Source organism: Suttonella sp. R2A3 (genome assembly GCF_021513215.1).
GTDB lineage: Bacteria > Pseudomonadota > Gammaproteobacteria > Cardiobacteriales > Cardiobacteriaceae > JAHUUI01.
Genome location: NZ_CP090975.1, coordinates 326418 through 339270, shown reverse-complemented (window position 1 = coordinate 339270; position 12853 = coordinate 326418). Strand labels below are relative to the sequence as shown.

Annotated in this window: 11 protein-coding genes and 1 tRNA gene; 11 read left to right on the top strand and 1 reads right to left on the bottom strand. The window is 48.9% G+C overall.

The features are described from left to right. The first annotated feature begins 175 nt into the window (after nt 1-175). The 11 genes from L0B52_RS01665 to tadA all read left to right on the top strand — a co-directional run bounded on the left by L0B52_RS01665 (nt 176) and on the right by tadA (nt 12008). A tRNA-Met gene (locus L0B52_RS01665) sits at nt 176-252 on the top strand. A 66-nt stretch (nt 253-318) separates the two neighbouring features. Next, a complete protein-coding gene (gene rimP / locus L0B52_RS01660; RefSeq protein WP_235064804.1) occupies nt 319-798 on the top strand; it encodes a ribosome maturation factor RimP in 480 nt (159 codons plus the stop codon). A gap of 10 nt (nt 799-808) precedes the next feature. Beyond that, a complete protein-coding gene (gene nusA / locus L0B52_RS01655) occupies nt 809-2299 on the top strand; it encodes a transcription termination factor NusA (RefSeq protein WP_235064803.1) in 1491 nt (496 codons plus the stop codon). Between the two features lie 15 nt (nt 2300-2314). Continuing rightward, nucleotides 2315-4927, top strand: coding sequence for a translation initiation factor IF-2 (gene infB / locus L0B52_RS01650; RefSeq protein ID WP_235064802.1), 2613 nt, complete (start codon nt 2315-2317; stop codon nt 4925-4927). Then, nucleotides 4927-5310 (top strand): 30S ribosome-binding factor RbfA, encoded by a 384-nt coding sequence (gene rbfA, locus L0B52_RS01645; RefSeq protein WP_235064801.1) that lies wholly within the window; start codon nt 4927-4929, stop codon nt 5308-5310. Before infB ends, rbfA begins: the two co-directional genes overlap by 1 nt. A 2-nt stretch (nt 5311-5312) precedes the next feature. Then, entirely contained in the window at nt 5313-6230 is a 918-nt protein-coding gene (gene truB, locus L0B52_RS01640) for a tRNA pseudouridine(55) synthase TruB (RefSeq protein ID WP_235064800.1), read from the top strand. A 59-nt stretch (nt 6231-6289) separates the two neighbouring features. Further along, nucleotides 6290-7339, top strand: a complete 1050-nt coding sequence (queA, locus tag L0B52_RS01635) for a tRNA preQ1(34) S-adenosylmethionine ribosyltransferase-isomerase QueA (RefSeq protein WP_409202306.1) — start codon at nt 6290-6292, stop codon at nt 7337-7339. A 54-nt stretch (nt 7340-7393) separates the two neighbouring features. Further along, entirely contained in the window at nt 7394-8044 is a 651-nt protein-coding gene (locus L0B52_RS01630; protein WP_235064798.1) for an OmpA family protein, read from the top strand. A gap of 121 nt (nt 8045-8165) precedes the next feature. Then, complete coding sequence (locus tag L0B52_RS01625; RefSeq protein ID WP_235064797.1) at nt 8166-10610, top strand: glycogen/starch/alpha-glucan phosphorylase; 2445 nt, start codon at nt 8166-8168, stop codon at nt 10608-10610. After that, nucleotides 10589-11551 (top strand): DUF58 domain-containing protein, encoded by a 963-nt coding sequence (locus L0B52_RS01620; protein WP_235064796.1) that lies wholly within the window; start codon nt 10589-10591, stop codon nt 11549-11551. Before L0B52_RS01625 ends, L0B52_RS01620 begins: the two co-directional genes overlap by 22 nt. Nucleotides 11552-11576: 25 nt before the next feature. Beyond that, nucleotides 11577-12008 (top strand): tRNA adenosine(34) deaminase TadA, encoded by a 432-nt coding sequence (gene tadA / locus L0B52_RS01615; RefSeq protein WP_235064795.1) that lies wholly within the window; start codon nt 11577-11579, stop codon nt 12006-12008. Here the strand turns inward: tadA and xth are convergent. Continuing rightward, on the bottom strand, nt 12005-12781 hold the full coding sequence (gene xth, locus L0B52_RS01610) for an exodeoxyribonuclease III (protein ID WP_235064794.1): 777 nt from the start codon (nt 12779-12781) through the stop codon (nt 12005-12007). The two genes, tadA and xth, sit on opposite strands and share 4 nt — an antisense overlap. Nucleotides 12782-12853: the final 72 nt, after the last annotated feature.

Genomic DNA, 12853 nt, shown 5'->3' with positions numbered 1-12853 from the left:
TTTTCGGGCTCTCAGTGCTCATATTTGATGGAAATCTGATTTTTTGCACACATTTATTGGGCAAAAACAGCGTATAATCAATAAGGTTTGTTGATAAGGCGAAGGTTAAATTTAAATTCATACGAAAAGAGCTTGCATTGTCAGCGAGAATCCCTATAATAAGCCACCTAGTTAGTGCGGGGTGGAGCAGTCTGGTAGCTCGTCGGGCTCATAACCCGAAGGTCGTTGGTTCAAATCCAGCCCCCGCTTCCAAATTTTGAAAGAGGCCCTTTTATAGGGCTTTTTTCTTGTCTGAAATATGGCTTGCGAGGAGGCAGTATGTCGCGTGAAGAGAAAGTGAGCGAATTGTGTCGTCCATTGGTGGAATCGATGGGCTACGAATGGGTGGGTGTTGAATATCATCACAACACACGCAATGCTATCCTGCGCATTTATGTGGACAAGCCTGAAGGTGGTATCGGGATTGACGATATTGTCGAGGTGACCGAACAGATTAATCCTTTGCTTGATGTGGAAGACCCGATTAGCGCGGAGTATACGCTGGAAGTGTCTTCGCCGGGTATGGATCGTCCGTTGTTTGAGTTGGCGCATTTTGCGCAGTTTGTCGGCGCTGAAGTGAAGCTGATGACGCGTCGCGCTGTGGGTAATCAGCGCAAATTTACTGGTGTGATTGAATCGGTAGATCAAGAGGCAGGGCAAGTGAGCTTATTATTGCCTGACAGCAAAGAGCAAACGGTTATCGTGTTGGATTACGAGAATATTGATAAGGCGCGTTTGGTGCCGATTTTTGAGGACTGAAGGAGTTATCATGGCTAAGGAACTTTTAGCAATTGTCGAAGTAGTAGCGAATGAGAAAGACGTTGATCGTTCGGTGATCTTTTCAGCCCTCGAGGCAGCGCTTGCTGCAGCAACGCGCAAACGCCACCATGATGAGGATATCGAAGCGCGCGTGAGCATCAACACCCGTACCGGTGAATACGAAACGTATCGTGTGTGGCAAATCGTTGATGATGAAGCGATTTTAGAAAACCCGGATGCTGAGATTCGCGAAAGTGTGGCTGAGATTGAATGGCCGGAAGAGAACTTAAAAGCCGGCGATGTGTATGAAATTAAAATCGATAATGAGCCGTTTGGGCGTATCAGCGCGATGCAGGCCAAGCAAATCATTATCCAGAAATTACGCGAAGCGGAGCGGGAAAAAGTCTATCAGCAGTTCATCGATAAAGAAGGTGAATTGGTGCATGGGATTGTGCGCCGTCATGAGCGTCGTAATGCGATTGTTGATATCGGCGGCGTGGAAGGGACGATTTTGCGTGAGGATATGATTCCTCGTGAGCCTCTGCGTAGCGGCGATCGTATTCGTGGTTATTTGGCGAAAGTAAACCGTGAGCTTAAAGGCCCACAGTTACAAATCAGCCGTGTTGCTCCAGAGCTGCTGACTGAACTCTTTACCCTTGAAGTGCCAGAAATCAATATGGGGAATATTGAGATTATGGGTGCGGCGCGTGCTCCAGGCATTCGTTCGAAAATCGCGGTGCGCACCTTTGATCCGCGTATCGATCCGGTTGGCGCTTGTGTGGGTATGCGTGGTTCACGTGTGCAGGCGGTGATGAATGAGCTCAACGGCGAAAGCATTGATATTGTGTTGTGGGACGAAGATCCGCAGACTTATGTCTGTAAAGCAATGGCGCCAGCAAATATCACCCATTCGCGGGTTGATATGGATAAGAAGATGATCGATATCGCGGTGGTCGAAGAAAAATTACCACAAGCAGTGGGCAAAGGCGGTCAAAACGTGCGTTTGGCGAGCGAGCTGACCGGCTGGCAGATCAATGTGCTCAGCGAAGAAGAGTTCCATGCACAGGTTGAGGCCGAGCAAGATGCTCAAGAAGCAGCGCTGGCTACCCAACTGGATATTGAAGAAGAAGTGGCGGTTGAGCTGAATGCGGCTGGATTTACCAGCGCCGATGCAGTGGCTTATGCTGACCGTGAGGATTTATTAGCGATTGAAGCCTTTGATGAGGATTTGGTTGACGCGTTACTAGAACGCGCGACCGATTTCTTGCTCACTCAGGCGTTTGTTGCTGATAATGATCCTGAAGAAGAAATGCAAACACCAATTGAAGAAATGGGCCTTGATGAGGCTTTGGTAGAGCAGTTAACCGCTGCTGGGTTAAGCATTCAAGAAGATGTTGCTGAATTAGCTGTTGATGAGCTGACCACGCTAAGTGGGCTCGATGAGAAACAAGCATCAGCGATTATTCTGCAAGCTCGCGAACCATGGTTCCGACAATCGTAATTAAGGGGGAAAATAATGACCGTAGCAGAACTAGCCAAACAATTAAAAATCCCAGTTAACCGCTTGTTGGACTTGATTAAAGAAGCGGAAATTAACGTTAGCAGCGCTGATGAGACGATGACTCCTGCGCAAAAAGTGGCGTTAACCAAGCACATGCAATCGCGTAAAAATTCTAAATTGGGTTTGTCGAAAACACGTAAGCCGGCGGCGAAGAAAAGCGAGCCAGCTTCTAAAAAGCCAGCGAAAGCTAAGAGTGAAAACGCAAAAGCGGCTGTTAAGAAGCCGAGCGCGCGTGAAATTGCCCAGCAAATGGCTGAGCAAAAGCGCCAAGAGCAAGGTGCCGCGCTGCGTGATAACGAAGAGCGCGAGCGTCGTGAAGCTGAAGAAAGTCAGCGTCAGCGCGTTGCTGATGAAGCTGAGCGTAAAAAGCGTAAGGCCGCAGAAGAAAAGCAGGCAAAAAAAGAAGAAGCTGAGCGTCAAAAAGCTGAAGAAAAACTGCAGGCACAACTTGCTGAGCAGGAAAAAGAGCGAGTGAAGCGTGAAGCTGAAGAGGCTAAAGCCAATGCTGAAGAGCAGCTGAAAAAGCAAAAAGAACGCGAAGCCAAGTCGAAAAAAGAAAAAGAGTTGCTCGAGCGTGAGCGTCAGGCCGCTATGGCGGATGTGCGCAAGCGTGAAGGCTATGAAGAAGAAGCGGAAAGTCGTTTCCATATTCAGTCTAAAGAGCGTCAATACCATGGCAAAAATGACCGTAGCGGTAAGCGTGCGGTAAAAAGTGGTGATGACGAGCGCCGTTCACGTGGTAGCAAGCGTGGCAATGAGCGCCATAGCGAGCGTAAAGGCGGTAAGTTTGAGAAGCCGGTAGCGCCAGTGAGTAAGGAAGTGCGTATTCCTGAAACGATCACTGTCGGTGAATTAGCGCAGAAAATGAGCGTTAAGGCCGGTGAGCTGATTAAAATCATGATGAAGATGGGTTCGATGGTGACCATCAACCAGATTCTCGATCAGGAAACCGCTGCGTTAGTTGCTGAAGAAATGGGCCATGAATATACTCTGACCAAAGAGAATGAGCTCGAAGAGCAGGTATTTGCCGAAGCTGATGAGAACATGGGCGAGATGCGTGAGCGTGCACCAGTGGTGACGATTATGGGTCACGTTGACCATGGTAAAACCTCATTGCTAGATTACATTCGTAAAACGAAAGTTACCGCTGGTGAGGCTGGTGGGATTACCCAGCATATCGGTGCGTATCGTGTGACTACCGATAATGGCCGTCAGATTACCTTCCTAGACACGCCAGGTCACGCGGCGTTTACTGCGATGCGTGCGCGTGGTGCGGATGTGACAGACGTGGTTATTTTGGTGGTGGCCGCTGATGATGGCGTGATGCCACAAACGGTTGAAGCGATCCAACATGCGAAAGCCGCTGGTGTGCCGCTGATTGTTGCGGTTAACAAAATGGATAAGCCAGAAGCTGATCCTGAGCGCGTGAAATCTGAGCTTTCACAACACGGCGTGATTTCTGAGGAATGGGGCGGCGAGCATCTCTTTGCCCATGTTTCTGCGAAAAGCGGCGATGGCATTGATGAGCTGCTTGAGCAAATATTGATTCAATCAGAAATGCTTGAACTTCAAGCACCTGCAACCGGGGTTGGTAAAGGTGTGGTCGTTGAATCACGCCTAGACCGCGGCCGAGGCAGCATCGCAACGGTACTCGTTCAAGCTGGGATGATGAAAAAAGGCGCGATCATGTTGGCTGGTATGGAATACGGCCGTATTCGTGCGATGCTGGATGAGCAAGGCAACGAGCTCACCGAAGCTGGTCCATCAACGCCAATTGAGGTGCTTGGTTTATCCGGTACGCCGAATGCTGGTGATGATGTGGTTATTGTTGAAAACGAACGTAAAGCACGTGAGATTGCGAATTTCCGTCAAGGTAAATTCAAAGAAATCAAGATTGCGCGTCAGCAAAAAGCGAAGCTCGAGAATCTCTTCAGCAACGTGGATAAAGATAAAGTGCATACCGTTAACTTGATGATTAAAGCGGACGTTCAAGGCTCGGTTGAAGCGTTATCTGAATCACTGATGAAGCTGTCGACTGATGAAGTTAAGGTCAATATCGTCTCAACTGGTATCGGTGGGATTTCCGAATCTGATGCGCAGTTAGCGATAGCCTCAGAAGCGATTATTATCGCCTTTAACGTGCGCGCGGAATCGAATGCAAAACGCTTGATTGAAGAAGAAGGCATTGATCTGCGCTATTACAGCATTATCTATGAAGCGATTGATCAGGTGCGCGATGCGATGCAAGGTATGCTCTCGCCAGAAATCCGTGAAGAGATTATTGGGGTTGCCATGGTGCGCGATGTGTTCCGCTCTTCAAAACTTGGCGCAATCGCTGGGTGTGTCGTTGAAGACGGTTTGCTCAAGCGCTCAAATCCGATCCGTGTTTTGCGCGAGAATGTGGTCATTTACGAAGGTGAGCTCGAATCGTTGCGTCGCTTTAAAGATGACGTCAATGAAGTGCGTGCTGGGACTGAATGTGGTCTTGGGGTTAAGAACTACAACGATGTCAAAGTGGGCGACCAGATCGAGTGCTACGAGCGCGTGAGCGTTGAGCGGAGCTTGTAATGCCAAAAGGAATTGATCGCACACGCCGCATCGGCGAACAGATGCGGCGCGAACTCTCCCAAGCGGTGAGCGAACTGCTCGATCATCCGCATGCGAGCATGCTGTCGTTTACCGATGTGCGTGTGACGCGCGATTTAGCGTTTGCCAAGGTCTATGTCACGCATGTGCTCGATAATCCGCATGAGCGTGCAGAATTGGTTGACGCGCTCAATGAGCATACTGGGCGTTTTCGCCATTATCTCGCTAAGCGCTTAACCATTCGCAAAGTGCCAGAGCTGACGTTTTATTACGATGAATCGGTCGAATATGGCGCGCGCATGGAGCATATGCTCGAAGATTTAGTCAAAGATATCGACGATTCTGACGAGGCTCAGGATAGCTAATCATGGCGCGTCGGCGAAAAGGGCGAGCGTTAGATGGCATTCTGCTGCTTGATAAACCGATAGGAATCAGTAGCAATCAGGCGTTGCAGCGGGTTCGCGGCATGTACCAAGCGCAAAAAGCCGGACATGGCGGTACGCTCGATCCTTTTGCCAGTGGGTTATTGCCGGTACTTTTTGGTGAAGCAACAAAATTTGGCAGCTATTTACTCGATGCTGATAAAAGCTATGAGGTGACGCTGCGCTTAGGCGCGCAAACCGACACCGACGATATCGAAGGCGCTGTGCTACATCGTGCAGCAATTCCTGAGCTTAATGGTGACAATTGGCAGGCGGTCTGTGACGCTTTCCTTGGCGAGCAACAGCAAATGCCACCGATCTATTCAGCGCTAAAAGTGGGTGGCCAGCGTGCTTATGATTTAGCACGCCGTGGTGAGCACCCTGAATTAGCCCCGCGTAGCATTAATGTTTCTGAGCTAAGCGTGTTGGATTTCGACCATGAGAGCGCACGATTGCGTGTGCGTTGTTCCAAGGGTACGTATATTCGCGCTTTAGTGCGTGATATTGGCGCTTATTTGGGTAGCGCTGCGCATGCAATAGCGCTTCGACGCGTGCAAATCGGGCATTTGCCTGAAGGCATGCACCCACTAGAACAAATCAGCGATCTTACCGATCAAAAAGCGTTTGAGACCTTGGACGAACTTTTGTTGCCTTTAACTGACTGCGTGTCCACGCTACCAAAACTGGTCGTCCCAGCGGAAAAGATACGTTTTATCCGTCATGGTAACGATATTGAATTATTGGCTGATTATCCAGCAGGCGAGTATGCGCTCTACGATGATGATGCTTTTTTTGGCGTCGGGCGCGTTGCAGCAGGGCGCGTTTATCCCGAGCGGCTGTGCCGGTTAAACGATAATCACTGATTACTCACTCACGAAAACTTTGGCAAGAGATTGTCACAACAGCAAGTAACCGCATGAAAATGTATAAAAAATCCGACTTCCATTTTGATCTTCCTGAAGGCCTGATCGCGCGTTATCCGCTGGATAATCGCAGTGATAGCCGTTTGTTGGTGGTTGAGCCACAAGCTGATGAACACGCAAAGCTTAGCGATCATGGCATGCGCGATTGGCTAGACACTATTGGCGATGATGATTTGTTGGTACTCAATAACACCCGTGTTTTGCCGGCACGGCTACACGGGCAAAAAGCCAGCGGTGGTAAGGTTGAGATCCTTATTGAGCGGCTTAAATCCGCCCATGAGGCGCGTGCGTATTTGCGCGCATCGAAATCACCAAAAGAAGGGAGTCAGCTTTTTATTGGTGATGATCGGATTACGGTTAGCGGGCGCGACAATACGTTATTTACGCTGACCAGCGAAAAACCATGGCAGGCGTTAATGGCCGCTCATGGGGAGATGCCGATTCCGCCGTATTTAGAACGCGACGCTGATGCGCTCGATAGTGAGCGCTATCAAACCGTTTATGCGCAACATCCGGGGGCGGTCGCCGCGCCAACGGCAGGCCTACACATTGATCAAACAATGCTCGAGACGATTGCCGCACGTGGTATTGCCTGCACACAAGTGACGTTACATGTCGGTGCGGGTACGTTTCAGCCGGTGCGTGAGGAAGATTTAAGCGCGCATGTGATGCATGAAGAATGGTTGAGCGTTGATCAGAGCGCGGTTGATGCCATTAAAGCGTGTCGTGCGCGTGGTGGGCGTGTCATTGCGGTTGGTACAACGAGTTTACGTGCGCTCGAAAGCGCCGCACGAGACGGTGAATTAGTGCCTTTTGAAGGTGATACCAATTTATTTATTACCCCAGGTTATTCGTTTAACTGCGTGGATGCTTTGCTCACTAATTTTCATCTGCCTGAGTCGACGTTATTGATGTTAGTCAGCGCTTTTGCCGGTTATAACGCGATAAGAGAGGCATATCAGCATGCGATCGACGCACAATACCGATTTTTTAGCTACGGTGATGCCATGTTTATCAATCATCGGTGCGATGTGGTTGCGAAAAGTTAATCGTTGTAGGCGTATGTTATGCTAGCCTAATATTTTTCACTGTAGGAGAAAATTATGCGTTATCCCATTTTAGTCGCAGGTGCGGCAGCATTAACGTTGGCAGGATGCCAAACGCTCTCACAAAACCAAAATGCCGCAATTGGCACAGGCATTGGCGCCTTAGTTGGCGGCGTTGCTGGTCATCAGGTTAATGATGATAATGGTCGTTACGTTGGTGCGGCTGTTGGCGCATTAGCTGGTGGTTTGATTGGTAATTATATGGATCGCCAGGAACAACAATTGCAGCAGCAAATGCAAGGCAGTGGTGTTGGTGTGAACCGTGTCGATCAGGGCACATTGCAGTTAAACATTCCTAGCGAAGTGTTGTTTGGTGTGGATCAAAGCCAAATCACCCAGGCGTTTTACCCAACGCTGAATCAAATTGCACAAACCTTGCAGCAATATCCGAATACTATCGTGCATGTTTATGGCTTTACCGATGGTAGCGGTAGCGAGCAGCATAACTTACAGCTCTCACAGAAGCGTGCGCAAAATGCTGCACAATATTTGGTCGCACAAGGGGTGAATTCACAGCGCTTTGTTGTCCAAGGCTACGGTGAACGCTTTGCGACGGCGCAAAATAACCCACAAGAGCGTCGTGTAGAAGTCTTTATCAAAGCGATTGATGAAGCGAACCCACAAGCCGCTTATAGTCCAGTTTATTAATCACTGGGACTAAAAAGACCGGGCTTTGCATTTGCAAGGCTCGGTTTTTTTTATGGTTTTTAATTAAGCCGGTGAATATTTTATCTCAGTGGTAGGATAAGGTTTTACATGAGGCAGCGTGATGAGTACATTCTTAAGCAAAGAATTTAATTATCGACAACCCTTAGCCAGCGTTGAAGCAATCAAGAATGCCTTGGTCTATAAGATGATTTTTATGCTTGGTTGTGACCCTCGTGAAGCCAGGCCTCAGAACTGGATGAGCGCTGCACAATACGTGGTCCGCGATTTACTCGCTGAGAACTGGTTACAAACCCGTCGCGAACAATTCGATGAGAAACAACGCTTTGTGTATTACTTATCGATGGAATATTTGATGGGTCGAACTTTATCGAATGCGCTGATCGCCTCACAAGTTTATGATTTAATGCGTGAAGCGTTTGCTGGCCTCGATTTGGATTTTGACCAAATTATCACCGAAGAACTTGATCCGGGATTGGGCAATGGTGGCTTAGGTCGATTGGCCGCGTGTTTTCTCGATTCGTTAGCAACGCTGAAAATTCCGGCGGTAGGCTATGGTATCCGCTATGAATACGGGATGTTTCGCCAAGAGATCGTTGATGGTCAGCAGGTGGAACAACCTGATACCTGGCTCGAACAAGGCACCCCTTGGGATTTCGTGCGCCCGAGCAAGCGCTACCGAATTCGCTTTGGTGGGCATGTGATTGAAGAGGGCGGGCAAAAGAAATGGCGTGAAGCCGAGGAAATCGTTGCCTTAGGCTATGATGAAATTATTCCTGGCTATGATAATGGCTATGCCAATACGCTGCGCCTATGGTCAACGCATGCCAGCGATATTTTTAATTTGGCGTCATTTAATAAAGGTGATTATTTTGCCGCGATTGAAAAGCAAAATAGCTCAGAAAATTTATCACGCGTGCTTTATCCCGATGATTCAACCGCGATTGGTCGTGAGCTGCGCTTAAAGCAAGAGTATTTTTTATGCTCAGCATCACTGCAAGACATTTTAGTGCGTCATCTGGCCAGCTATAAAACGCTCGATAATTTAGCCGATAAAGTGGCGATTCATTTAAATGATACCCATCCAGCTTTAGCGATTCCTGAACTATTACGTTTGCTAATTGATGAGCACGGCTACGCGTTTAAAGACGCGTGGTCGATGGCGCAAGCCATTTTCTCTTATACCAACCATACTTTGATGGGCGAAGCGCTGGAAACGTGGCCAGTCGACATGCTGGGCTATTTACTGCCGCGCCATCTCAATTTGATTTTCAAAATGAATAAAGCCTTTTTAGAGGAAGTTCGGCAGAAATTCCCCGACGATGAGGATTTGGTTCGCCGTGTGTCGTTAATTGAAGAGCACAATGGGCGTAATGTACGCATGGCGTGGGTGGCTGTGGTGGGTTCGCATAAAATCAATGGGGTGGCGAAAATTCATTCCCAGCTGATGGTGCAATCAATTTTTGCCGATTTCGCACGCATTTTTCCTGAACGCTTTACGAACGTTACCAACGGCGTCACGCCAAGACGCTGGATGGCGCTGGCTAATCGTGGCTTATCCGCATTGATAGATGAAAAGATCGGTCGTGGATGGCGTAAAAATCTCGCTGAGCTCAATGCACTGATGCAGTGGCAGCACGACGAGGCATTTCAGCAAGCGCTCGCTGAGATAAAGCTTGAGAATAAGCGAGAACTCGCAGCGTATATTGAACAATCGCTGGGGATTACAGTCAATCCTGAGGCGTTATTTGATGTGCAAATCAAACGCATCCACGAATACAAGCGGCAAACGATGAATGTTCTGCACATTATCTACCGCTACCAGCAGATTTTGAAAGATCCTGAAGCTGATTGGCAGCCGCGTGTGTTCCTGATTGCCGGCAAAGCCGCTTCTGCCTACCACACCGCTAAAGAAACCATTCATTTGATCAACGATGTAGCGGAAGTGATTAATAATGATTTGCGCATTCGGGATTTGATTAAGGTGGTGTTTTTGCCGAATTACAGCGTTAGCTTGGCGCAACTCATCATTCCCGCGGCCGACTTATCCGAGCAAATTTCTTTAGCCGGTACAGAAGCCTCTGGAACAAGCAATATGAAATTTGCGCTTAATGGCGCGCTGACCATTGGTACGCTCGATGGTGCGACTGTCGAGATGCGCGAAGTGATCGGTGATGAGCATCTCTTTATTTTTGGCCATACCGTGGAAGAAGTGAGCGCAATTCGCGAGCAGGGCTATTTCCCGCTTGATTATTTAGAACGCGATAGTGAACTGCGCGAAGTGGTGAAAAGCATCAATAAGGGCACGTTTAGCCCGAAAGAACCTGGGCGCTATGGTCATTTAATCCCGGCTCAAGGCGATTACTATCAGGCGCTGGCGGATTTCCGCAGCTATGTTGATACACAAGCATTGGTTGATCAGCATTATCGCGATCAAAGCGCTTGGCGTGCGTCGATGGTGGCAAACATTGCACAGATGGGCTATTTCTCGTCTGATCGATCGATCCGCGATTACGCGGATGATATTTGGCACGTTACGCCTCAGTAGTTATGTCTAACCGCTTGGTTAACAAGGTGCGCAACTTTTGGCTGCGGCGGAAGCAATCTGTTGTACTCGTGCGTCTGCCAACGGCGGCAAAAATGCCGATTGTACCAACGCGATTTGGTTTAGCCCTCGCGTTTGTCATGATATTGCTGTTTATCTGGTCGGCGAACCATCAGCTCAACCTGGGTTATGCGCTGACATTTTTGTTGAGCACTCTGGTGATGTTAAGCGCTGGGCTTAGTGTAGGGCAGTTGGCTAAATTGCAAGTTCGAAGTTTGCCTGCTGCGCCGAGCTTTGTGGGTGAGCGAGCAGTCTTTTCTTTTCTTATCAGCGAGAAAGACGGGCGTGAGCGTGGCGGATTTAAGATCAGCAATGATTGGCAGCAGCAGATGATTTCAGGACTAGCTGCTGGTGCGCAGACGCAAGTCAGTGTCGCCCAACCAACCTTTGCGCGCGGTGAGCTAAGCTGTGCGCCACTGACTGTGCTAACCACCCATCCTGCAGGTTGGTTTGTCTGTTGGCAATGGCTGAAGATGCGATCAACCGTACTGGTGTATCCTAAACCTGAAGGTTGCCAGCTGCTTCCTTATCAACACAGCGCACAACAGGGTGAGATCGCGAGCGGCGCGCGTGGCGAAGATGAATTTAATTATTTAGCACCTTATTATTATGGTGCGCCGTTATCAAGGATTGCTTGGAAACAGCTGGGCCGTGGGCAGATGTTAATCAAACAATTTAGTGGTCAAGCTAATGAGCGCGTCAGTCTGGATCTGGCAGATACGGCAGGTGAACTTGAAGTGCGTTTATCTCAACTTTGTCGCTGGGTGCTGGATGCAGAGGCGCAAGGTGTGCTTTATAGTTTACGCTTGAGAGAACAGTATTTTCCCCATAATCGAGGAGACGCGCATTACCACGCCTGTTTGCGGGCATTAGCGCTGTATTGATATGACAAAAAACCACGAATATTGGATGCGGCGAGCACTTGAAGAAGCGCAGCGCGCGGAATTGGCAGGTGAAGTACCGATTGGTGCCGTGGCGGTGAAAGACGATCAACTGTTAGCGTTGGGGTGTAATCAAACGATTACGGACCATGATCCCTCAGCACATGCTGAGATCGTCACACTACGCAGTTTAGGGGAAAATCTTGTAAACCATCGCATGAATGGGGTGAGTGTCTATGTCACTTTAGAACCCTGCATGATGTGCTTAGGAGCGCTCGTTCAGGCACGGGTCGCAAGGATTATTTTTGGTGCGTATGATCTGCGCGCGGGCGCGTGTGGCAGCGCTTTTGACCTCGCTTTTGCTCGTGAGCATAATCACCGCTTTAGTGAAGTGAAAGGCGGGGTGTTAGAAGCTGAATGTCGCGCGCTGTTACAAGCGTTTTTTCGTGCGCGACGTTAAGCTCTTGGCGTTACACTAACCCAGGCTGGCGCATGATCAGAAGGGCGTTCAAGACGGCGTGGTTCCATATCGATATCCGCAGCGTTGCAGCTTAACGTGTCACTACACAAATTAAGGTCAATACGCAGCCCAAGGTTGCGCCGCAAACCGCCCATGCGATAATCCCACCAGCTAAATTGTTCACGTTCGGGATGAATATGGCGGAATCCGTCATAAAACCCTAACGACAGCAGTTTATTCAGTGCGTCACGTTCGGGCTCAGAGCATAAAATCTTGCCTTCCCATGCTTTGGGGTCGTGGACATCAAGGTCAGCAGGCGCAATATTAAAATCGCCGATCACGACCACCTTGTCATAGGTTTGCAACGTTTCTTCAACATAGCTCTGCAAGCGCGCTAACCAGCTGAGTTTGTATTCGTATTTTTCATCACCGACTTTCTTGCCATTCGGCACATAGAGGTTAATCACCCGAATACCGTTAATCGTTGCGGCGATCGCACGCGCCTGTGGGTCATTATCGCCTGGAAAGCCATAAACGACATCTTCTTGAGCGGCTTTACTGATTAACGCGACCCCGTTATACGTTTTTTGTCCATAGACGCTAATTTGCCAACCTGCCTCATGAAACGCCGCACAATCAACGGCCTCGGTGGTTTGTTTGAGTTCTTGTAAGCCTAAAACATCGGGTGAGGCATCACGTAAATAATCTAAAACATGGCTTTGGCGAACTTTTAGGGAATTCACATTCCAGCTACAAATGGTGGTTGTGCTCATAATGATAAGAGAGGTAAAACAGGTTAGAATAGGCAGCAGTATGCCACTATGGCGATCAGTAATTCAACCCAA